The sequence below is a fragment of the Paenibacillus sp. FSL R5-0517 genome, from assembly GCF_037974355.1.
Lineage (GTDB): Bacteria > Bacillota > Bacilli > Paenibacillales > Paenibacillaceae > Paenibacillus.
The window spans coordinates 557,264-580,160 of the sequence record NZ_CP150235.1; the positions used below are offsets into that span (position 1 = coordinate 557,264).

The window sequence follows — 22,897 nt, forward strand, 5'->3', positions numbered from 1 at the left end:
AATTTATCATGGAAAACAAGGAAATTTTATCTGTACAGGATTTGATGGCACTAGAGGTTGAAGAGGATAACAACATGTTTGAGGAAACAAGCTTGTGTACAGTGTGCAGCTGGACTAGCTCACAAACAATCGTTGTCGAGAGCTAGGAACTTCTTTACACGCTCTATTCACTGAATCATTTGAAAGATAAGTCTTTGGTTTTCGCGCATTACTAAAATAATTGTATCTCCCCCTCTTACTTTATCCAAAAAGGAGTGATTCTCATTGAAATTCGCAAGCGTAACCCCCAAGAAGGACGCCTTTGAGAACGCTTTGGAAAATATAATCCGGGAACTTCCCCAATCCATCCAATGGTCGAATGACGGCCATTGGATTTGTTTTAGACCGAAGGAATTAAGGCTTCCCGCGCAGGGGTGGAAAATCCATATATCGGTTATTCCTGTGGAAGGAGCTGAATTGCTGCGCCGTATTGCACCTGTTCTCACAGAAAATGAAGTGCAATGGAAAGTAGTGAACAGTGGGCTAAAACTGATTGAAACATCTAACGGTTCCATACCTCTCCCTCAGACTGGGAAATGTGTCACCATCTACGCACGAGACGAAGAACAGTTCTTGAAGTTACTTGAATTAATGCATTCATGTACAGGTGATCTGGAAGGACCAGCTATTCCGACAGATCGGGCATACCTCGGCAGCCAGTGTGTATTTTACCGTTATGGTGCATTCACGGATCGTTTCTACTATGACTGTTATTCGGGTGCAAAAGTGTATGCCATCCAGAATCCTGAAGGTAAGCTGGAGGAGGATCGAAGAACACCTGGCAGGTACAAACCGGATTGGGTGAATGAACCCGAGGAATTGCTGCGGATTCAGGACATGGAGACAAATCAGGTGACTTCTCGTCATGCCGATTCCAATAACAATGAGTTTGGTATACGAAACATTCGTGTAAGGCGTGTACTCAAGAAATCCGGCAAGGGCGGAGTATTTCTTATCTCTGGCACATCGTATGAACAGGCTGTCATGAAAGAAGCAGTCTACCGTATGCGTGTAGACGGTGGTGGGCGGTCTGCGCATGACTATCTGGATAATGAATATCGGGTGCTTGATCTGATGAAGGATACGGGGGTTACCCCACGACCGTTTGATCTGTTTAGTACTGAAAATAATCGCTACCTGATCCTGGAGTATTTTGAAAGTATCAGCTTGCGTGAATATATCCATCGCAGACATGTAGCTGTAGATTACAACCGGGCGGATATGTATCAGATGGGTGTACATATTCTGGATATGGTACAGCAATGTCACGATAAAGGGATTGTGATCAATGATCTGACGCCGAACAATATTGTTGTGCTGACGGACGGAAGTATACGCCTGATTGATCTTGAACTGGCTTATGTTAGAAGTGATGAGACCCATGCCGATCCATTGACTGGTCATACTCCGGGTTATGTGCCACGAGGGCGTGAGCACAGCAGGCGCTCCAGTTATGGGGATGATCTGTATGCACTGGGAGCTGTCTTTTATTACATGGCTTCATCCATCGACCCCTATCTGAAATATCGGCAATCTCATCTGGAAGCTGCACAAGCTTATCTGGATCATCAGAGTAATACACAACTTCGTGGCTTGGGAAGTCTGGGTATTGAGATCATGTCTGGCGGATATGTGAAGTTATCAGACATTCGTAAAACGTTGGTTGCATTACTGGAGCAGCAAGAGGTCCGTTCAGGAGGAAGCAGGGATGTAATAGAGAAGGATGAATGCAATATGGAGCCAGAAGAAGTGCTCCGTCAGGCGGAGCGTATGGTAAACACACTGTATACTTCTCTTGATTTCAATAGTCCCCATCAACTGTTCCCGGAAAACAGCATGAGCAAGATGTTCCATCCGGCGAATTTTAACTTTGGCTGGACAGGGATGATTTTTGGTTTTAATCAGCTTGGTCAGATTACAGAGAATAGACAATACCATCAATATGCGTATGAAGTGTTGGAATGGATTTTGACGAATCACCCTTACGTTCCAGATGAGACACCTGTAGCATTATACTTTGGATATGGCGCTGTACCCTGGGCAATGGCAGAGACGGCTGAACGAATAAATGATCCATCGCTGCTTCAACGTGCAGAGGATCTGGCATTGGAAATCGCCCTACATGATCCGGTGCAGACCAATATTAGTCATGGAGCTGCGGGTTTGGGACTGATGCTGCTTGAAATATACCGTATTGGAGGCCGCCCTGAACTTCTGACAAGAGCAGAGGAACTGGGTGTCTATATTTTGGAACAAGAAGAGCAGACAGACGAATCATTGAGTTTGTGGAAAGTAAAAGATAAATCGGACAAAAAAGGTCATCATTCCCTTGGATTCTCTCATGGCATTGCAGGCATCGGGTATTATCTACTCGCCTTGGCAGAGCGTACAGGGAAGGAAGCGTACTATTCTGCTGTGAAGCGAATTGTACATACACTTGATCGTACAAGTCATGGAGGGCAGAATGGCGTGAGTCTGTGGCCCGCATCGCCGGAAAAACCGGATACACTCTGGGTGCACTGGTGTAATGGATCGGCGGGTATTGGTCGATTTCTAATGGCAGCGGCTGATATTTTGCAAGATCCCCTCTGTACCAGACTGGGACTTCAAGCAGCAGATGCAGCGGCACAGGCGACGGTATTTGCTTCTTTTGGGCAGTGTCACGGAATTGCAGGTAACGGAGATTTTCTGCTCTTGGCCAATCGCAGGTTCCCAGGCAGGTATGAAACCAAACTAGCGGAATACACACAGAGCTTGCATGTATTGCGCAGTGATCAACGGGAGGACATATGGATGTGGCCTTTGGAGGACATGGAGTCCTTCTCCCCGGATTATATGACAGGTTATATGGGGATCTATACATTCCTGCTACGCCGGTTTTATCCGTCTGTTGCATCCGAACCACTGGTTTATTCAGGTTTTGATTATGACAGGGAGGGAAAAGTGTATGATGCTAACATCCATGTCTGAACTTCTGTCGCAATGTCAGCATGAATCGGGAAAGACGGGTGATCGCTATTATGCCGTTGAACCTGAAAATGAGGATATCCTGTCTTCGCTCATGGTAATTGATCAGGGAGAAGAGCAGTATACACTGGATTTATGGAGTGAAACGCATTCCAATTCTTATTGGGAAGATCGAATGTTATCCGTTTTGGAAAAAATGACATGGTCCTCTCTCTATGCAACCACGCCTGCTTCATTTCCGTGGGAGAAGCTTGGATACCGGGCAGATGTTCTGGCCCATCGATACCGGTTTTTCGGCAAGCTGAAGGACGTTCCTGTGCCGGCTATGCCTAATGAAGACGCGGTTTGGATGTCTTCGGAGGGGCAGGCAGATTCTCTGGCACACTTGCTCCAGGACAGTGATCCTACCTGTCCAAGTTGGGAAGCTGCTCACCAAGCTATCCGAGATATTGATGAGGGGGTGTATGGCAAGTTGCTGAAGGGTTCCGGCCTTGTGGAACTGGAGGGAAGGAAGATTGGGGGCTGCCTGTTAAGCGATGAGTTCGGCAGTATACTCCTTGCTCATATCTTCACGATACCTGAAGCGAAACGTCAAGGTTGGGCCCGTTGGCTTGCTGCCTATGGCTTCCATCGGTGCAGTTCAGATCCGGATCAGCGGATTAAAGCCTCACTGGATGCAAACAACCGGGGCAGTTATCAATTGATGAAGGCACTGAATTTACAACAGGTGCCTGGACTTATACATGTATGCCGGATCACGAAAGTGAGTGAGCTTTCATGATGCCTCTCCCCCTGGAAAGTACGGATTATCACGATCTGAGAAGTAAATGGTTTCGTGTGAGTCATGAACCCGGGTTGTTTGTCGTTGAAGGGGCATCGGATGCAGTTAAAGATGAAATTCAAAAATTGAGAATGCATTGGCAGGATAAAGCTATCCAAATCTCGGTTGATGATCCGTATGCTACTCTCCCGCTGATCTATCAATTAAATCCGGTTAAACCCATAGATGACCTTGTAGCATGTAAAAATGCGTTATTGAGATTCCAAAGATCAGGGTGGACACCTGGCAATAGGAGATGGGTTCTGGTTGAAGTATCTTCCTACCTCCACCCTGCGGATCTGGGAGCCATCCACTATATCCTGTATCGACAGAAATTAAGGGGAGTAAGTGTCGTACTTTTTTTTCATCGATATCCAACCATAGCGAGCAATCCTGAGGACATAGCCAAACTTCCGGTATCCCTTGTCAGGGATACACCTGATCAGACCCGACGTTTGTTAGAGGAACATTTACAGACGGTAAGCAAAGATAAAGGGAAGAAGAAAGAGGCCGTATTGGCGCTCTATAACAGGCTGGCCTGGATTTTGTTGTCCAAATCGGATAATCCGGCCCGTTACATGTCCTGTTTTCAATTCTTTGAACATAATTCGTTATTTCAACGGTTGTCAGTGACACAGCAGGCAGTGCTCTGGTTTGAGCTGGGGCAGCTGTTGACCAAAAACGGGAAGCATTATGCCGAAGCACGACACTGTTATTCGAAAGCTCGGGGGATCCTTGCCCATGAAGAACTAACGGAAACGTATCGTACCGGGAAATGGGCTGCGCTTGATAATGGTGAAGCATTAATTGAGATGCAGGAGGGCAATGTAGAACGTGCAATTACGTTGGAGCGACAGGCGGGACAGCGTATACGACAGCTTCCTGAGGGACCTGATCAGCGAGTTTTTCAGATTCAGACACTACTCAATATCGCGGGGTTGCAGCTCCGGGCGGGGCACTATGCAGAGGTAGGTAAGACGTTGCTGGCTGCGGAGAAGCGATGTGTTGATACGTACGCAGATTGGCTGGGGCATGTGCTGCAATTAAAAATGGTATTACATCAACAGCTTGGTGAGCAGGAGCAGGAATATGAACTGTTGATTCAAGTGTTACGTATGAAGACAAACACGGTTCATTCCAAACTGCTTGGTCGTGCGGTGGAAATCGCCGGGGCGCTCATTACCCAAGGGTTAGAGGAAAAGGCATCCCGGGTGTACCGTCTGTTGATGAAGGGGCTACCGGTTGCCAGTCTGCCACAGATCAGGTTGATTCGGGAAACGTTAGGCAGATTGGGGACAGTTACACCTATAGATGCATACACGCAAGATCAGTATATCAATCAACTGGAATTACAGTTGGAGGGATGGGGGCAGTTAAAGCACTGGAATGAGAGGAGGAGATCGGGTTGGGCGATCCATTCCTGACACGGATGAGTGTGAATAAGGAACGCACTAGTATGCTTTTGGGCTATGATGACAATACATGCGAATGGTGCAGCATTGATGATACAGGCCGCATTGATGGCAGGCAGAGCCTTTCTGAACCCGGGACAGCATCAGAGCGGCACACGCAGCATATGCAGTTCATTGGCAAGAATCAGGTTCTGGTGATTACACAGGACAAGGCGGGGAAATGGCTACATATATACGAGAATGAGGAGCATGCAATTCTGGTTCAGAGCCGATATGTGAAGTTTCCATTTCCTGTGATGCAAGCTGCTCGGCAAGAGGACCAATTACTCCTGCTGTTTTCCATTAGACATCGGTCAGGCTCTGTTCGTATAGGTCTTTATGATCCGGACAAGGATGAAGCGAGATGGGTTACTCCTGATCTGCATCAGCCGCAATTTGTATTCTGGTCGGCAACCACTCGAGAGGTTGGCGTAAACGTTGGTGGATTCGGAAGAGTGTATTCGTATTCCGAAGACATCCTTCCATCATCCGAAATACCCTATACGGAGTATGCCTACCCTGTGATGGATAAGCAGGGTGACCTCGTAGCAGTATCCATTCCTGTGGAACATGGTTTTCAGCCCGGGTGGATCAGGCAAGGAGAGGGTACGGTACATGTATGTTCTAGGGATAACGAACCCTTCTCTGAACTGATCAGAATGCAACTCGATCCAGATCAACCGCTCGTGCTCTGTGAAGGGATAACCTCTGGCAGATGGCAATATGTTCAATATACATTGGACAGAGAGAAGAGATTTGAGCTACGTGATTATCCGGGAATCCTGACACAGGCTGTGCTCAGCAGGGACAGGCAGGGATTGATCGGAAAATATGAATCTATCGTCCGCCCTCCAGCGCCGGGATTATACCGATTTTCAGAGCAAATCAGTACGATTACCCCTTTTCCGGTTGAGAGAGATGAGAGAATTGGCAACCATCTCGACGAGGAAGCAGATGTAATCTATGGAAGGATTCGTTATGGACAGGATATGATTCCGTATATGGACATGCACCCGGAGGGTGCTGAACAGGTGGTTATCTATCTCCATGGGGGGCCTCATAATTGCCTGTTTGACAGCTTTAGTCCGGTCATCAGAGGATTATATCAGGCAGGAGTGCGTGTCATTGGGCTGAACTATCCCGGCAGCTCAGGGTTTGGCACGGATTACAAGATGCTCATTCAGAACGACTGGGGCGGCGTGGATGCAGATGTCATCCAGTTCATGCGGGAGCAGATGTTATCTTCCTATTCAAACGTCTCTCTCTATGGCGTAAGCTATGGGGCTTATCTGGCATTGCTGGTAGCAGGTAAAAGTCCGGCGCTATGGAGTAATGTGGTTGCCTGTGCACCGTTCACGGATCTGGAAGGACTATACGCAGGCGGAGGAGCGAAGCTGAGATCATTCTTGCAAACGGAAATTGGTGAGCTGTTGCATGATCCATCTGCTCTGCGGGATCGAAGTCCAACAGCTTATATATCCGGGCTCAGTAAGGTGGATATTCAATTTATTCATGGGCAAGAGGATCAATTGTGCCCTGTAGAGCAGACGGAAAGATTGTATCGAGACATTATGGAAAACAAGCGATTGTCTGGAGCTGTAGGCAGGATTGAGCTTCATATTGTACAGGATATGGCACATGAGGCTTATTCGGAGCGATTCTGGGCGCAGAAGGCTGTTGATTTTCAAACCTACAGTAGAGTCTCTACGTAAGATAAATACGTGATGTTGAAGCCGCAAATGCGGCTTTTTTGGCTATGGTTAAGGTAATGATAGGGAACGGAAAAGTGGTGGGTGAAGTGTTATCCGTGGCCTGGTGCATAGTATCAGAGGTTAAATGAATAACATTAACGTTTACAAGATGTCACATCCGGTTTAAGATGGCGTGAGCCGTTTAAGGTATATAACAATGGGATTAAGTATTAAAATAACGGTAAGTTGTTGAGATAATATCTATAGAAAAGAGGGAATTGATATGAAAGTAGCCATTTTTGGAGCAACCGGCGCGATTGGCAAGACGATACTGTGGGAGCTAATGGATCGTGGACATGAAGTGACAGCGGTGGTACGTGATCCATCCAAAATTGAGATGGTGCATGAGCGTTTGCGTGTAGAACAGGGAGATCTGCTTAACCCGGATCAGGTGGCTGATTTTGCAGCGGGTCAGGAAGCGGTTGTGAGTGCATATGGGCCGAAATTCGGTGGAGAAGAAGAGATGCTGGAAGTGACACGTTCGTTGATCGAGGGTGTGCGCCGGGCAAAAGCAGGACGTTTGGTAGTGGTTGGTGGAGCGGGAAGTTTGCTCACTGATTCCGGTGATATGCTGATGGATACGCCGGGATTCCCGGAAGAAGTCAAACCGCTGGCGAAAGCACATGCAGATGCATATGAGCTGATTGAAGCATCGGGTATTCATTGGACCTACATGAGCCCTGCTGCGACAATCACAACAGGACGTCGGACAGGTCAGTTCCGAGTAGGGATGAACCGTGTGATCACGGATGATATCGGGGAAAGCTCGATTTCCGTTGGTGATTTTGCAGCAGCTTTGGTGGACGAACTGGACGATCCGCAGTTTATTCAGGCGCGGTTTACGGTGGGGTATTAAGCGTAGACAAACGTCTGAGGGCTGAATCTTAAGATTTCGTAAACGGGATCGATAAAGCTTCCGATGAGGCGTGGAGTACATCACGGTAACTGGATGAGGGAAAGGGCAAGATAGCCGGACACATACGGGATCAGCGTCTAAGTGTGGAGTTGTTGCTTTTAGGTATGAGATGAGCTTGCACGGGAGGGATGAGCGTTGTTTATCGTAACCGCTGAACAGATGAGAGCTGTGGACGAGCATACGATTCATCAGCTTGGTATTCCAGCAGCCAGTCTGATGGAGAATGCAGGCCGCGCTATAGCCGAGGAAGTAATCAAGCTGTGCCGGGAAGGGCAGGAAGCAGGCTGGCTTGCGAATTCAGGGCAGCTTGGTTATAGCAGCAAAGGTGATGCGAGGCGGGCACACACTGGGCCAGGCGATCGGCAAGGTTATGGTGGCGACATCATCGCCGATTCGGCGCTGGTGATGGAGCACCCGGGAGATCAGCAGTGGTACATGCTGATCGGCAAGGGCAATAATGGCGGCGATGGGCTGGTGGCCGCGCGCCATTTGGTTGAAGCAGGGCTTGGCGTGACATTGGTCTACGCCGATGCCCCTGAGGCACTGCGGGGCGAAGCCGCAGTGCAACGGGATGCCGCCGCGAAGCTTGGCATCCCTGCTCTTGTCCACGGGCGCGAAGCCGTGGACTTCAGCCGGTGCACAGGCATCGTGGATGCGCTGCTGGGCACCGGCTCGCGGGGGGCGCCGCGGGGAGCTTACGCGGCGCTGGTTAAGGCGGCGAACGACAGCGGCAAGCCGATCGTGTCCGCCGATGTGCCAAGCGGGCTGGACGCCGACACCGGAGAGGTGTACGAGCCCTGCATTCAAGCCCGGGTGACCGTATGCTTTGCGCTGCTCAAGCGCGGGCTGGTGCAGTACCCGGGCGCTTCTGCCGCGGGGCGCATTGTGGTGCGCGCCATCGGCATTCCCACGCGGCTTGCGCCAGAGCATGGCCCCTCGGTCCGTCTCCTGACGGACGAGGTGCTGCGCGATGCGCTGCGCGTGGATACAGGCCGCCTCCGGGCACCGGACGGCCATAAGGGCACCTACGGCCACGTATTGCTGGCCGCAGGAAGTCTGCCGATGAGCGGCGCAGGCCTGCTCTCGGCCAAGGCCGCGCTGCGCGCAGGCTGCGGGCTCGCCACATGGGCGCTGCCCGCGGCACTGCTGCCGCATGTCATCGGCACCGTGCCCGAGCTCATGCTTGCTGCCGCCGTCGATGGAGACAGCGGCGAATGGAACGCGGCTTCCGCCTCCGCCGTGCTGCGTCTCGCGGAGAGCCGCGACGTGCTTGCGACCGGCCCGGGCCTCGGCCGCTTCAAGGGCGACACAGACTGGCTTCGCCGTCTGTGGCAACATACGGATCGTCCGCTCGTCATTGACGCGGACGCCCTCAACATGCTGGCAGACGCGGGCCCACATGGGCCTTGCGACTGGGGCAAGCGAAGTGCGGCGACAATCCTGACGCCGCACCCTGGCGAGATGGGTCGACTGTTGGGTATGTCGACCCAAGAGGTGCAGCGTGACCGCATTGGACACGCTGCCCAGTACGCCCGCGAGCAGGGCGTGACCCTTGTGCTCAAGGGAGCACGAACGGTCATCGCAACGCCATCTGGCGAGGCGTACATCAACACCACCGGGCACGCCGGCATGGCGACTGGTGGTGCCGGAGACGTATTGACCGGCATCATCGCCGGTCTGCTTGCCCAAGGGCTCAGCGCGGAGCAAGCCGCCGCGTTCGGCGTATATCTCCACGGACAGGCCGCCGAACGAGCAGCACTGCTGCGCGGTGACCCATCGTCCCTGCTGGCGGGAGACATCATCGACGCACTCTGAGGATGGTGCAGGTGCGGGGCAAGATCGCGATTGGATAACTAACTGTCTATGTCGCTTCATTTCCAAACCGCAAGTGACCCGACGAGCCAGTGTTCCAGCACACTAAAAGTAGACGAGTGCATATTGCTCACTATCCATTGAGTACCAAGTACTCAGTATTCAATGCACACTCTTGATGGTCACTTCTCAATGCCCAATGCTCATGCATCAATTCTCAAATGCTCAACATCCAACACCTAATACCCAACACAAATGATCAATGCCCAGGGTCATAACGAACCTGAGACACCTTATACCACGGTTTTACATGGAGGAGCAAAAGCTAACGAACCCTATCCACGTTATTTCTATGTATTTCAGAGAAAACACTCGAAAAACCGGGCTAAATCAGGAAATAGAGTGCCTAAGATTCGTTAGATTTTATAATCCCCAATTAATTGCCCAATAAGGCTTGCTCGGTTCGTTACACTTTTGGATCTGAAACGTTGATGTCTTGTTATCTATATAAGTTGTTGAACTGACAGACCATGTACACTGGACATTCCTAGGACATAACAACCTTCCGATCGCTGTTAACCCTATTAACCCAGAATTTTAGGATTCCTTTTATAAAGGGGGAAATCAGGGATAGCATATGCTTCCGAAACAGCTTTCCTTCAGAGGTTCTAGGCGTAGCATACGTTTCCGATCTAGTTTTCTTACAGAAAACTTGTAGTTACGCTTCTTATTATCTTTCTGTCCTCTCGGTTTCGTAGAAATGTTTAGTACAATCCATATATTTTCCTATCGCTAGAACGAAAAAATCTCGGATGAAACAACGATTAGCTACTAAAAAGGGGAGCCCTGTCATAATTCATGACGGATGCTCCCCTTTATTGGTTTGTATGTTCACGCTGCATGATCCAGGCCCACCTAAACCTACCTATAACCTACCTATAGCGCACCTATAATCAGCATCTAACAGCATATAAACTACATCCAACCTACATCTGACCTGCATCCAACCTACCTTTTCACCCTTGTCATGAAGCAGGGCACTGCATGCTGGGATGCACGCAGCCCAAATTCTTCGGCCAACTTGCTTACAGCCCGAATTATCCCGACATCCTGCCTACAGCCGGAATCGAAGCAGTTCCTGATGCATCTCCGCACTGATATCCCGCAGTGACTTCACCTTGACGCTTGCATCAGCGAAGGAACGTTGTTGTTCCGACGTGGAGGCGGTGATCTCTTCACTGCTGGCCGCCGACTGCTCCGTGATGGCGCTGATATTTTCAATGGCCTGTTGCACCTGTGTACTGAGTTCATTGGAGTGCTGCATGTCCTCAGCAAGCTGGTGGATACCCGTACTAATGCGCTCCACACTTTCACGAATGGCAGAGAAGGATTCACGAGTCTGGCTGGTGGCTTGTTCCTGTTCACCGAATAGCTGCATGCTCTGTGCAACAGAGTTCTTCACCTTGTCCATGGAGGTCGTGATTTCGCCCACGGCGGCATAGATATGCTTAACCGATTGCGCAGATTGTTCGGCGAGTTTGTTCACCTCGCCGGCAACAACAGCGAATCCACGTCCGGCTTCTCCAGCGCGAGCAGCCTCTATGGAGGCATTCAACGAGAGCATGGTCGTTTGTTTGGCAATCTCCGATACATACGCAGTCATCGTAGTTATTCGAACTGCGCTTTCTTCCAGTTCCCGCACCGTTTGTTCCACCTCGGACATCGCCATACGATTCACTTCGGCCAGTCGGAGTTGCTCCGCTACAGCCTTATTGCCTTCCTCAACGGTAGTTAATACTTCGCGACCATCGATTACCGATTGGGAGGTGGCCTCCAGATTACTATTGAAGGTAGACTGCATTTTGTCCACAACCATCACCGTTTCACTCAGATCCTCGGCAATCTTTTGACTACCAATCGAGAGTTCCTCCGTGGTGCGGGATACTTGCTGCACGATCGCTTGGGCCGTATCGTTGCCGCGGTCAATATCTTGCGCCATCAGATCGACACGATGACCAGCTGCGCCAATCGATTGAATAATGCCACGGATATTATGGGTCATGATACCGAAGGAGCGACTCAGATCATCGAGTTCATCTTTGCCCCGAGCTTCCGGTAATTGTCCGGTCAGGTCACCGTTCGCAATTTGTCCCGCGGCGTCCTTGAGTGTACGAATACGCCGGGCGATCTGCCGTGACGTATACATGTTGAACAACATTACGGCGACAAGCAATACGATGGCTCCACCAAGAGCGACTTGCCACGTTTGCTGAATGTCATGTTCCAAATCAACGGTATATTGATCATAACGATCCCGAGTTATCTCATCTAACGAATAGATATCATTCTGTATGCCGCGAACCCGAGTGCTGTAACGTTTCGCTTCCGCACTGTTCATCTCGGTCATTGCTTCGGTAGCTCCCTGGTTCAGAGCTTCTAATTTTGTCTGGATGGACTGAATGAGTTGCAATTGCTGATCCGTTTCCAGTAATCCGTCCGTAAGCTCCTGAATCATCGTTTGACCTTCATCCAGCAAGCGGAGTACTGCGTCCTGATTTCCCGCTGTCATGGAGAACGAATAGACATCCAGCGCCTGCTGTGTCTGAATCTGATTGGCATTCAGTTCACTAACCTTGAGCATGGCTGGTACCAGATTTTGATTTTTGGCATTCATACCGAGCAATTGCATGATGATATAAGCGACCAGCGCAAGGCATAGAAGTAGTGAAATTAGAGCATTAAGTATTAGTTTTCCCTGTAGTTTCATGGGCGTACCTCCTTGTATCCGATGGGGTTATTGATCAAGCGTAATTTTGATTTGACCGGAAGAGATCTTGGCTTTCAGATCTTCGAAGGTTTTCTGTTGTTCATCACTGAGCGTGATATTATGTAGAGCAGTCAGACCCACGGCGTTCTCCGCCAGCCCCTCCACGAGTTCCTTTTGAGGGAAGGTATGGTTGTTTTGAATAAACGTGTTAACGGCATTATAGATGGAGACATCCACATTTTTCAGCATGGACGTCAGAATCGCTTTTTCCGCTAAAAAGAATTGATCGGTATCTACACCGATGGCGTATTTCCCTAATTTCTGAATCTCCGTCAGTGCACCAACACCTGTGAGACCGGCAGCCACATAGATCACGTCAGCGCCTTTGTCCTGAATCATCTGTGCAGCCAGTTGTTCACCCAGATCGGCATTACCAAAGTCCCCTGCGTAGACGGCATCTACGGTTGCATCCGGCTTGACAGCCAGAACACCTTGCTTAAAACCTTGCTCGAAATCACGAAGGAGCGGGATCTCCATCCCACCAAGGAAACCAACATGATTTTCGGTTGTAGCCATAGCTGCAATCACACCTGCCAGATAACTTCCTTCTTCCGCCCGGAAGGAGATGGAGGCAATGTTAGGCAATTCGGACTGACTATCAATCACGAGGAACTGCTGGTCAGGATATTTGGCTGCAACTTTCTCCATATCTGCTTGGATCGTATCACTCAGGCCGATAATCAGATCGAACTTGGCTTCCGCAAACTCTTCAAATGCAGCTTCGGCAGTTAATTTATCGCCCGGTTCACGATAGTCAAAGACAATGCTTTTCTCGTCTCTGGCCTGAACCAGCCCATTAAAAGCAGCATCATTGAAAGAACGGTCACCCAGACCTACTTCCGTAAGCACGATCCCGACCTTTGTTCTTGTGTCTGTTGCCGTTGTTGTATCATTAGCTGAACATGCCCCCAGGATCAGTATCGTCAGGATCATCATTAATGTGAGAACTAGACCTGCGCGTCTGTTCTTGTTTGTTTTCATGTGTGGTACCCTCATTTCTATAGTCGCTTTTTGCTGATTTCCCTCTATTTATATCGGACAGAGAGGCATTGTGATTTATGGTATGTAGTGAAAATTTACGTAAATATAAAAATATTTCATAAATTATACATTAGTTTTACATTTCTTTGGTTAGAAGGGGGCTTGAATAACTACAGCCTGTTGTTTACTGATGTTAAAAACTCTAAAAAGACAAAAAAGACAAAAAAGACACAACAGAGATCACATGAATCATCTCTATTGTGTCTTTGAAATGAATTAGCGGATATGAGAAGCGGGTCGTGATATCCGTACTTGTCTTTATAAATGAAATGACATGAGCTTACCAAGCCGCAATGGAGCCATCCGCTCGCGTTTCCGTACCGCCGCATAATACGCCATTGTCCGGATTGCGCCAGATAATCTGACCGCGTCCAAATTGGGATGGATCAAGTGCCACTTGGATATCATGTCCCTTGCGGGCGAGTGCCTGTGCAATGTGCTGCGGGAAACCTGGTTCCACGAGAATCGTTTTGCCCTTCGTCCACTGCCAGCGTGGAGAATCCAGGGCAGCTTGTGGGTTCAGATGATAATCGATTGTATTCATGACCACCTGTACATGACCCTGTGGCTGCATGAAACCACCCATGACACCGAATGGCCCGACCGCTTCGTTGCCACGGGTGAGGAACCCCGGAATGATTGTATGATATGTGCGTTTGCCAGGCTCCAGAGCGTTTGCATGATTCGGGTCGAGTGAGAAGTTGTGTCCACGATTTTGCAGGGCAATGCCTGTCCCCGGCACAACAAGTCCAGACCCGAAGCCCATATAGTTACTCTGGATAAAGGAAACCATGTTGCCTTCACCGTCCGCTGTAGCCAGATAGACCGTTCCACTTGCTCGTGGATCACCTGCCTCGGGTGCACGTGCAGTATCACCAATGAGTTTGCGCCGTTCTTCCGCATATGCCTCAGATAGCAGTTCCTCGACCGATACGCCCATTTTGCGTTCTTCCGTAATGTATTTCTCCCCATCGGCAAATGCCAGTTTCATGGCTTCGAGCTGCTGATGATACGCCAGAACGGATTCTTTCTCGTCGAATTCGTAACCTTTCAGCAGATTAAGTGCCGCCAGAGCGATCAAGCCTTGTCCATTCGGCGGAATTTCCCATACATCATATCCACGATAGGAGACGGAGATCGGATCAACCCACTCGGGCTGGAATGCCGCCAGATCTTCGCGAGTCAGATAACCGCCGTGCTCTGCCATAAAGGAATGAATGCGTTCGGCCAGTCTTCCTTCGTAAAAGTCTCGCGCTTCGCTCTCGCCAATCTGGCGCAAAGTCGCCGCATGATCCGGCGAGCGCCACATCTCTCCAACTGCGGGAACACGCCCGCCTGGAGCAAATGTCTCAAACCACGCCCGCCCTGCCTTCGCATCACCCTGGCGTGCATAGATCTCGGCTGCCCTTGCCCAGTGGCGGGCCAGCCCAGGGGCAAGCGGGTAACCTTCCTCCGCATAGCGGATGGCCGGTTCCAACGCTTCCGCCAGCGTGAGCCGCCCGAAACGGCGGCTCAGCTCAGCCCAACCCGCCGGTGCGCCAGGCACCGTCACCGGCACAACCCCAAGCTTCGGCATCTCCGTATGGCCTGCCGCTTGAAGCGCCTCAATGGATATGCCCTGAGGCGCAGGGCCGCTGGCATTCAGGCCATGCAGTTTGCCCTCGGTCCAGACGAGGGCAAAAGCGTCGCCTCCAATGCCATTGGACGTAGGCTCCAGCACGGTGAGTGCTGCCGCGGTTGCAATGGCGGCATCAATGGCGTTGCCGCCTTTTTTCAATACATCCAGACCGGCTTGTGCAGCCAGTGGCTGTGACGTAGCGACCATGCCTTGCTTGGCATACACGGGCACGCGGTACGAGGGGTACGGTTGGTAGAGTGGATCAAAGTTCATCAGGTTGTTCAGCTCCTTGTCACAAGATGTCAGGTTCCGGCATCACCGGATCATACTCCTAACCCTCTTCGCAACCGGACAACCGATATCCTGCCACACCTACCAAATCCAACCTGACATCAGCAGCACATATTCAAAAATACGGTCCATCCCGACCTGGCTAATCATCTGTACGTTTCTACCAAGTGGAGTGACATCGGTTAACGATATCACCCACATTCCACACTAGCCTATGTCGTCACCATATCGCCGCCATTGACATGAATGCATTCACCTGTGACGTAGGATGAATCACGGGAGGCGAGATAGACGTAAGCTGCCGCCAGTTCATATGGCTGACCAGCCCGACCCATAGGTGTCTCCGTTCCAAATACCTGCACATCCTCCGCGGAGAAGCTGGCAGGAATAAGAGGTGTCCAGATGGGACCAGGTGCAACAGAATTCACGCGGATTCCCTGTGCTGCGAGGGATTGGGAAAGTACACGAGTGAGCGACACAACAGCTCCTTTGGTGGAGGAATAATCGATCAACTGGACGTTACCTTTGTATGCTGTAATGGAAGCCGTATTAATGATGGAGGCACCTCTGCACAGATGGGGTAGAGCGGCCTGGATCAGAAAGAAATAAGCGAACACGTTCGTCTGAAAGGTATGGTATAGCTGCTCTTCCGTAATATCGACAATGCTTGGTTGCACATATTGCACGCCATGGTTGTTGACCAGAATATCGATCTTTCCATAGGTCTCCATCGTTGTGCGAATGACAGCCTCACAGTTTTTCTTTAGGCGGAGATCGATCTCGATTAATAGGCAGCGCTGTCCCAGCTCTTCGATCCGTTCACGAGTCCTTTCGGCATCTGTTCGTTCATATAGATAAGCGATGACGATATCTGCACCTTCCTTGGCAAAAGCGATGGCTGCTGCCCGGCCAATTCCGCTATCACCACCCGTAATAATGGCAACCTTGCCTTCGAGTTTGCAGCTGCCGATATAAGCGGGATCTTCACTAATCGGTTCAGGTACCATCAGGGTTTCCAGACCGGGTTGCTGGTCCTGATGCTGGGGTGGAAATGCCAGCTTTTGCTCCTTGCACACCGTTTTCTCACCATAAAAAGGATAGACAGGATTCATTCGCTTTACATCCTCCTCGAACGTTCATTGATACGGATAACCTATGCATTCGCCCAGAAGGATGTGCGAGAGGAGCAGGCACAGCGGTTGTTTTTTGCGCAAAATATACCATAATAAGGATAGATCCTTAAATCGATGGAGGTGTCAGGAGCCACATGAATATTCAAGGAATTAATCATTTGTGCTTTTCCGTATCCAATCTGGAGCGGTCCATTACCTTTTATGAGCAGGCTCTCGGTGCCCGAATTCAAGTGAAAGGACGCAAACTGGCTTATTTCGAGTTGGCCGGTCTGTGGATCGCCCTGAATCAGGAGGATGTTATTCGCAATTATACGGAACGAACCTATACTCATATTGCTTTTACTGTCAAAGAAGAAGAGTTCGACGAATCTGTGCAGCAACTTCGAGCAGCCGGGGCGGACATTCTACCTGGAAGGCCAAGAGATCCGCGGGATGCTGCTTCTGTATATTTCACCGATCCGGATGGACATCTGTTCGAATTGCATACAGGCACGATGAAGCAAAGGTTGGATTATTACCGTGAAGATAAGGCTCATATGACCTTTTATCCATGATTTCCATGTGAAAATAAAGAAAATTCGAGATTGTAACTCACATATCTATTGTCTAAACATTGGCATTACCTATAATATGGACAAATGGTACCTTAATTTACCAATGTTAAATTCATTGGTTCAATTCCAAGGAGGTTTGTCATGATTCAGTTCCCTAAACCGGATGTTGAGCAATATTTTCAGACGTACCGCATTTCGCATTTTGCCGTATCGGCAGACGAGAAACGTTTGTTCATGGACAGCAATCTGAACGGTCAGCCGAATATTTGGGCAATGGATTTGCCTGGAGGGTATCCGTATCCTTTAACGTACTTGAATCAGAGCAGTCAATTTATCAAAGCAGACCCGCAAGGACGGCATCTTCTTACCGCGTTTGATCGGGATGGAGATGAGAACTATCATCTGTATGCACTTCCACCCGAGGGTGGGGTTCCATTGCCTGTGGTTCCGGCGGAACCGAATGATCGCTGTTATTTCTCAGAGTTGTCCGAGGATGGACAACGTCTCTATTATGTCACCAGCGCGGGTAATCCGAACTATCTGAATTCACGGCGCATCGATCTGGAGACAGGTGAAGATGAACTGTTATACAGTGGAGAAGAGGTTACGAGCAGCCTGGTTGCCGTAAGTCCTGACGAGAAGAGTTATGTCATTCTTAAAATGTACTCGAATACGTATCAGACGGCACATCTGTATCGTAACGATGAAGAAATGGTAATTTTGCCATCCTCAGAACGTCATAGTCAGGTATCCGATCTGATTTTTGCAGATGACAATCGCCTTCTGTTCATTACCAATAATGGCTCGGCATATTCCTATGTGGCTGAATTTCGCATCGATACCCGTGAATTCCGTCTAGTGTGCAAAATCGAAGGGGAAGATGTGGAGTTTATCCGCTGGCATCAGGCTTCCGAGACCTTATATTTCTGGACACTTACAGGGCCGGAGAATCGTATGTACGTATTAGGCAAAAATGCCGATGAGCCTCGGCGCGTAGAGATGCCGCTGGATACGATAGAGCAGGTGAACGTGACGAAGGCTGGCAATGTGTATATCCTCGGACGTGGAGCAATCCAGCCGCATAACATTTATCGCAAAATGGCAGGTGCTGATTCATGGGAGTCGCTGACGGCCAATCGGGTAACTGGACTTGACCCAAGTGATCTCGTGTACCCTGACGTTATTCGTTATAACTCCTATGACGGACTGGAGATTGAAGCTCTCTTGTTCAAAGCAAAGCCAGAGCAGGCCAATGGATACACTGTATTTTGGCCTCATGGTGGGCCGCAAGCCTCCGAAGCGAAGTTTTTTCGGCCGATGTTCCAGATGATGCTCGCGCAGGGCTATCATATCTTTGCACCGAATTTCCGGGGCAGTACCGGATATGGTGCGGAGTTCGTCAAATTGGTTGAACGAGATTGGGGCGAAGGGCCAAGACTGGACTGTGTTGCCGGGATCAACTGGCTGTTTGATCAGGGAATTACCTCGCCAGAGCGGTTGTTTGTGGTAGGTGGAAGTTATGGGGGATACATGACCCTGTTATTGGCAGGACGCCATCCGGAGCTGTTCCGGGCTGCGGTTGATATTTTTGGGCCAAGTAACCTGTTCACATTCCTGGAATCCGTACCGGAAGACTGGAAGCCGATGATGGATAACTGGCTGGGTGATCCTGTCCGTGACCGCGAACGTTTAACGAAGGATTCACCGATTACGTATCTCGATCAGATGGTTAACCCAATGCTGGTCATTCAGGGGGCCAATGATCCAAGGGTCGTGAAGGCCGAGTCCGATCAGATCGTGGCTGCGCTCCAGTCGAAGGGACTTGATGTGGAATACATCGTTCTGGACGATGAGGGCCATGGCTTCTCCAGAAAGGCAAACGAGATTCTCGTGTATCGCCGGATGCTGGAGTTTTTGCAGAAACATCAGGAGTCACCCGTCGCACAGGCTTAAGTTGAAGATTCCATCATTGACTGAGATATAGTGAGATGACCAAAACCGCCAGAGATCATTATTGATCTTTGGCGGTTCTATCCGTGCGTCCAGATGTTGGTCGACATATATGATACATACGTTAGTTTGGAAGGCCGCTATCCTTGAGCGACCTGTCCAAATCTACTCATCCAGCAATGCAAGAATTGAATCGATGGACTGCTCCGCCCACTTTGCAAAAGGCAGGTCGGCTGCCCACGTCACTTGTCCTGTCGCTTTGGCTTCCCCCCACCACAAGATACGTTGATAGAGCAGATGCATACTGAGACGTGTGCGGAAGTGTTCGCATTTCTCCTCATCTGCTGCACAGACTAGATCCCGGTAGCAGCGAAGGAATTGTGCGGCCAGCTCTGGTTGCCCCTCACGAACATACCTGGTGGATATTTTGGTTAGGTCAGCTGTGCCGTCTCCGAAATAGGCCGTTGTAAAATCAAACAGACCACTAATCTGCCAACCTGAACGCTCGTCCACATGTTGAATCAGAATATTCTCGACCTTGAAGTCTCCCATGACAAAACTCGGAACAGCTTTGGAACGAAATGCCGGTTCAGCATTTTTGAATTGCTCGTCCACCCACTGAACATCGTCATCCGTAATCACCGAGTATTGCTCCGCATCATGTAACCAGTGGCGAATGGTTCCGTACAACCAGTCCAGATAATCGCCTGCAAAGGAAACAATCTGCTGCGCTACAGGATCATATTCCCCGGCGTCAGGCACCTTCCAGCGGTGCAGCTCAGCCAAAGTATGGGCAAGCATACAGGCGATCTCTTCCTGATCCTGCTGTGACAGTGAAGCCTGGAATGCTGGATCATACAGGTGATTTCCGGGCAGGCGCGGCATGATGGCATAACTCCAGCCTAGAAGTTCGGTATCTTCCTGTAATAAATAGGGGTCAGGGACAGGAATGGACGTATGTTTCGCCAGTTGTTCTACAAAGAACTTTTCTTCCTGTAACTGTCCTGCATATAAAGGATTGCCTTTCAGAATATACTCTCCACGGGAAGTTCGAATGAGCAAGGTCTGCCCCATAACCCCTTTATCCGTTCGTTGATAGTCTTCAAGGGTTCCCAGTTCAAGTTCATTCAGCGCGTCCTGCAATGAAATGGCAGCCACTTCGCCAAGTTGATTGGAAGCAAAATAGATACGGGTTGTCATATGGCCGGACCCTCCTGAAGTTTAGTCCTCATTCTCTTCGTCAGACAGGTCATACCAATCCTCATCGACCAATCCACGGATGAAAGCTTCAAAATTCGGCGCAAGATATGTAATCTCATAATCATGTTCCTGATCCACATGAACGACACAGGGTTCGCCTTCAGGACCACAGAAGCGATAATCCAACATAACGACATCATGGCCAGCGGATGGACAATCACAGATCACAATCCCCAGGTCAGGGTATCCCCAATCTTCGATCATGAACCGACTCCCAAACTCTCCTCCAAGGGAATACATCTTGTCCCGGCCGATCCCCAAAATACTTGAAATCTCAATATGGTCCACAGCCCAGGAGGTTGCTTCTTCGGTTGGGAACACCGTTCGTGTAGGGATTCCACCATTTTGGGTATGCATAAGCTGAATATAGGAGGCAGGGAGCTTGTAACCAAATTCATGTTCAAGCGATACAATCATGTCTTCGTCAAAGGGGGCCGACACATGGTTATCCCGTGCATAATCACTCTGCTTCCAGAATGTCACTGGGTCGTACGTTCCTGAAGCAGCACGAAGATGGTTCAACGTGCCACGCTGCTCCCATGCTGTAACGTGTTCTTCATGGCGTTGTCGATCCCGTCGCATCTTCTCGGTAAAAGGTCGAATCTGACTTAGAAATTCAAGGGTTGATTCATCATGTGGCTGAAGTTCGTTAGCTCTCTCAAACGCCAATAGTGCTTGTTCATAGTCGGCGATATAACAGTACGCGTACCCTAAGCGATATTGCCAGAGCGGATCGTTTACCCCTTGTTCCGCGACAGACATTAGTTGTTGAATGGCTTCGCGGTAACGTGCGTCATTGTTATAGGCTCTGGCGAGTTGACCAATCAGATCATAATCCCGTTCTGAGACGGGGATACGCTCGATACGTTCAATAATGAGACTGAATTGGTCCTGCTCATGCCACAAGTTGATTTGTTCCAGCAGTTCTCTTTCCATGAATAGGCCTCATTTCGTTGGGAGGGATGTGAGTCTTTTACAAACTATCTTACAGGGTTAAGAGGCAAAAAAACACTCCCGCATGCAGATAGCCATGAAGGCATTCTATCAAAGGGAGTGCTTTAATGTGTGCTTATTTATATCGGGATACTTGATCAGAAGATTTTACAAATCGTCAAATCCATTATCGTCACCAACTTTACCGTAGTTACGGGATTTGGCTTCGAAGAAGTCGGTTTTGGTTGCATTCAGTGCTTCATCGGAGAATGGTTTGATCCAAGGCATGCAGTTTACATCCACACCTTCATATGCTTTTTCCATACCCATCAGACGCAGACGTTTGTTGGCGATGTACTTGATGTAATCTTCCAGCTCGTTCAGGTCAATGCCGCGTACGTTGCTGAGCGTGTAATGTGCCCAGTTGGTTTCGAGCTCAACCGCACGATTAATGGTTGTGTATACATATTCCATGTTTTCAGGTGTGTTCAGTTCAGGGAAGTCCACCAGCAACTGTTTGTACACTTCAGCAAAGAAGTAACAGTGTTGATTTTCATCTCGCTGGATATAGGAAATCATCTGGCTGGTTGCCATCATTTTCTGGTCACGGGCCAGGTTGTAGAAGAAGGCAAATGTACTATAGAAGAAGATTCCTTCGAGTACCAGATCGGCCACCATGGCTTGGAAGAACGTCTGTGGAGACGGCTCGTCCCGGAAGTTCTGATAGATATCAGCGATGAAACGGTTGCGGTCGAGCAGCACCGGATCATGTTTCCAGTATTCAAAAATTTCCTTTTGCTCCCGATCAGATACGATGGAAGAGAGGACGTAGGAATACGATTGGTTATGAACAACTTCCTGCTGTCCAATAATGGCCGAGATCGCTTCGAGTGAAGAATCGGTAAAGTAACGTTTTACGTCACCCACAAACATCGTCTGCATGGAATCAAGTACCGCGAGCAGGGAGATGTTGATTTTGAATGTACGTTGTTCTTCCTCATCCAGTTGAGCAAACTGGGAAGCATCTTTGGACATGGGAATCTCGTCTGCAATCCAGTGGTTGAGCAGCAGTACTTTGTACAATTTGTACATATGTGGCATGCGAATGTCGTTCCAGTTCAGGATACCGGAGCATTCACCTTCAATAATACGGGTGGATTGGTTAGGGGCTTCGGTGTTAAAAATTTTCTGTACTTGCATCGTCCGTTCACTCCTTGAATGAATTTACACTGCATAACTACGATGACAGAACAACCTTCCGATCACTGTTATCCCCTGATTTTATTGATTCCCTCTTTTAAAGGGAAAATCCGGTGATAAAGGCGAACGCTCCGCTTCTTCAGCTTTGTTCTGTCCTCTTCGTTATCGTGTAATCATTAATTCTTTTATATATAATGTGGCATCTATATCAACATCTTGCGATGCTGTGATCGTGTTTTAGGCAAAAAAGAACCAGGGCAACGCCATTTTGCAATCAAAACAGGATGCCCTGGTGGTCATCGTGAATCTAGTCAATCTGCTCTATCAAGGATAA

Annotated in this window: 16 protein-coding genes; 9 read left to right on the top strand and 7 right to left on the bottom strand. The window is 49.4% G+C overall.

Going from position 1 to position 22,897, the window contains the following annotated elements:
- Positions 1 to 8 precede the first annotated feature (8 nt).
- The 7 genes from MKX40_RS02645 (at position 9) to MKX40_RS02675 (ending at position 9,759) form a co-directional block, all read left to right on the top strand.
- On the top strand, positions 9 to 146 hold the full coding sequence (locus tag MKX40_RS02645) for a hypothetical protein (protein ID WP_161799395.1): 138 nt from the start codon (positions 9 to 11) through the stop codon (positions 144 to 146).
- 118 nt (positions 147 to 264) lie between these two features.
- A complete protein-coding gene (locus MKX40_RS02650) occupies positions 265 to 3,009 on the top strand; it encodes a lanthionine synthetase LanC family protein (protein ID WP_339239306.1) in 2,745 nt (914 codons plus the stop codon).
- Positions 2,987 to 3,787, top strand: a complete 801-nt coding sequence (locus MKX40_RS02655) for a hypothetical protein (protein WP_339239307.1) — start codon at positions 2,987 to 2,989, stop codon at positions 3,785 to 3,787. Before MKX40_RS02650 ends, MKX40_RS02655 begins: the two co-directional genes overlap by 23 nt.
- Positions 3,784 to 5,250 carry a hypothetical protein gene (locus MKX40_RS02660; protein WP_339239308.1) on the top strand — a complete coding sequence of 489 codons (1,467 nt, stop codon included), beginning with the start codon at positions 3,784 to 3,786 and terminating at the stop codon, positions 5,248 to 5,250. Before MKX40_RS02655 ends, MKX40_RS02660 begins: the two co-directional genes overlap by 4 nt.
- The gene (locus tag MKX40_RS02665; protein WP_339239309.1) at positions 5,232 to 6,989 is read left to right on the top strand and encodes a prolyl oligopeptidase family serine peptidase; all 1,758 of its coding nucleotides are present in this window, start codon (positions 5,232 to 5,234) and stop codon (positions 6,987 to 6,989) included. Before MKX40_RS02660 ends, MKX40_RS02665 begins: the two co-directional genes overlap by 19 nt.
- 262 nt (positions 6,990 to 7,251) lie before the next feature.
- Positions 7,252 to 7,884, top strand: coding sequence for an NAD(P)H-binding protein (locus MKX40_RS02670; RefSeq protein WP_339239310.1), 633 nt, complete (start codon positions 7,252 to 7,254; stop codon positions 7,882 to 7,884).
- Between the two features lie 195 nt (positions 7,885 to 8,079).
- On the top strand, positions 8,080 to 9,759 hold the full coding sequence (locus tag MKX40_RS02675; protein WP_339239312.1) for an NAD(P)H-hydrate dehydratase: 1,680 nt from the start codon (positions 8,080 to 8,082) through the stop codon (positions 9,757 to 9,759).
- 1,111 nt (positions 9,760 to 10,870) lie between these two features.
- Here the strand turns inward: MKX40_RS02675 and MKX40_RS02680 are convergent.
- From MKX40_RS02680 to MKX40_RS02695, 4 genes are all read right to left on the bottom strand, one after another.
- Positions 10,871 to 12,523 carry a methyl-accepting chemotaxis protein gene (locus MKX40_RS02680; RefSeq protein WP_339239313.1) on the bottom strand — a complete coding sequence of 551 codons (1,653 nt, stop codon included), beginning with the start codon at positions 12,521 to 12,523 and terminating at the stop codon, positions 10,871 to 10,873.
- 27 nt (positions 12,524 to 12,550) lie between these two features.
- The gene (locus MKX40_RS02685; protein ID WP_339239314.1) at positions 12,551 to 13,564 is read right to left on the bottom strand and encodes a BMP family ABC transporter substrate-binding protein; all 1,014 of its coding nucleotides are present in this window, start codon (positions 13,562 to 13,564) and stop codon (positions 12,551 to 12,553) included.
- A 340-nt stretch (positions 13,565 to 13,904) separates the two neighbouring features.
- Positions 13,905 to 15,515 (bottom strand): gamma-glutamyltransferase family protein, encoded by a 1,611-nt coding sequence (locus tag MKX40_RS02690; protein ID WP_339239315.1) that lies wholly within the window; start codon positions 15,513 to 15,515, stop codon positions 13,905 to 13,907.
- A gap of 230 nt (positions 15,516 to 15,745) precedes the next feature.
- Entirely contained in the window at positions 15,746 to 16,645 is a 900-nt protein-coding gene (locus MKX40_RS02695; RefSeq protein ID WP_339239316.1) for an SDR family oxidoreductase, read from the bottom strand.
- A gap of 155 nt (positions 16,646 to 16,800) precedes the next feature.
- On the opposite strand from MKX40_RS02695, the gene fosB reads away from it, so the two are divergent.
- Complete coding sequence (fosB, locus tag MKX40_RS02700; RefSeq protein ID WP_124117873.1) at positions 16,801 to 17,220, top strand: metallothiol transferase FosB; 420 nt, start codon at positions 16,801 to 16,803, stop codon at positions 17,218 to 17,220.
- A gap of 141 nt (positions 17,221 to 17,361) precedes the next feature.
- Positions 17,362 to 19,173, top strand: coding sequence for a S9 family peptidase (locus tag MKX40_RS02705; protein WP_339239317.1), 1,812 nt, complete (start codon positions 17,362 to 17,364; stop codon positions 19,171 to 19,173).
- A gap of 162 nt (positions 19,174 to 19,335) precedes the next feature.
- Here the strand turns inward: MKX40_RS02705 and MKX40_RS02710 are convergent, their stop codons facing one another.
- From MKX40_RS02710 to MKX40_RS02720, 3 genes are all read right to left on the bottom strand, one after another.
- On the bottom strand, positions 19,336 to 20,370 hold the full coding sequence (locus tag MKX40_RS02710; protein ID WP_339239318.1) for an aminoglycoside phosphotransferase family protein: 1,035 nt from the start codon (positions 20,368 to 20,370) through the stop codon (positions 19,336 to 19,338).
- Positions 20,371 to 20,391: 21 nt separating this feature from the next.
- Positions 20,392 to 21,366, bottom strand: a complete 975-nt coding sequence (locus MKX40_RS02715; protein WP_339239320.1) for an SMI1/KNR4 family protein — start codon at positions 21,364 to 21,366, stop codon at positions 20,392 to 20,394.
- 165 nt (positions 21,367 to 21,531) lie between these two features.
- Positions 21,532 to 22,563 (bottom strand): ribonucleotide-diphosphate reductase subunit beta, encoded by a 1,032-nt coding sequence (locus tag MKX40_RS02720; RefSeq protein ID WP_105601435.1) that lies wholly within the window; start codon positions 22,561 to 22,563, stop codon positions 21,532 to 21,534.
- Positions 22,564 to 22,897: the final 334 nt, after the last annotated feature.

Excerpts from the sequence above, each read along its gene's own strand:
- MKX40_RS02660 (WP_339239308.1), top strand. The coding sequence starts at position 3,784 with ATGATGCCTCTCCCCCTGGAAAGTACGGATTATCACGATCTGAGAAGT.
- MKX40_RS02670 (WP_339239310.1), top strand. The coding sequence starts at position 7,252 with ATGAAAGTAGCCATTTTTGGAGCAACCGGCGCGATTGGCAAGACGATA.
- MKX40_RS02685 (WP_339239314.1), bottom strand. The coding sequence starts at position 13,564 with ATGAAAACAAACAAGAACAGACGCGCAGGTCTAGTTCTCACATTAATG.
- MKX40_RS02720 (WP_105601435.1), bottom strand. The coding sequence starts at position 22,563 with ATGCAAGTACAGAAAATTTTTAACACCGAAGCCCCTAACCAATCCACC.
- MKX40_RS02705 (WP_339239317.1), top strand. The coding sequence starts at position 17,362 with ATGATTCAGTTCCCTAAACCGGATGTTGAGCAATATTTTCAGACGTAC.
- fosB (WP_124117873.1), top strand. The coding sequence starts at position 16,801 with ATGAATATTCAAGGAATTAATCATTTGTGCTTTTCCGTATCCAATCTG.
- MKX40_RS02655 (WP_339239307.1), top strand. The coding sequence starts at position 2,987 with ATGATGCTAACATCCATGTCTGAACTTCTGTCGCAATGTCAGCATGAA.
- MKX40_RS02645 (WP_161799395.1), top strand. The coding sequence starts at position 9 with ATGGAAAACAAGGAAATTTTATCTGTACAGGATTTGATGGCACTAGAG.
- MKX40_RS02710 (WP_339239318.1), bottom strand. The coding sequence starts at position 20,370 with ATGACAACCCGTATCTATTTTGCTTCCAATCAACTTGGCGAAGTGGCT.
- MKX40_RS02695 (WP_339239316.1), bottom strand. The coding sequence starts at position 16,645 with ATGAATCCTGTCTATCCTTTTTATGGTGAGAAAACGGTGTGCAAGGAG.
- MKX40_RS02680 (WP_339239313.1), bottom strand. The coding sequence starts at position 12,523 with ATGAAACTACAGGGAAAACTAATACTTAATGCTCTAATTTCACTACTT.
- MKX40_RS02715 (WP_339239320.1), bottom strand. The coding sequence starts at position 21,366 with ATGGAAAGAGAACTGCTGGAACAAATCAACTTGTGGCATGAGCAGGAC.
- MKX40_RS02690 (WP_339239315.1), bottom strand. The coding sequence starts at position 15,515 with ATGAACTTTGATCCACTCTACCAACCGTACCCCTCGTACCGCGTGCCC.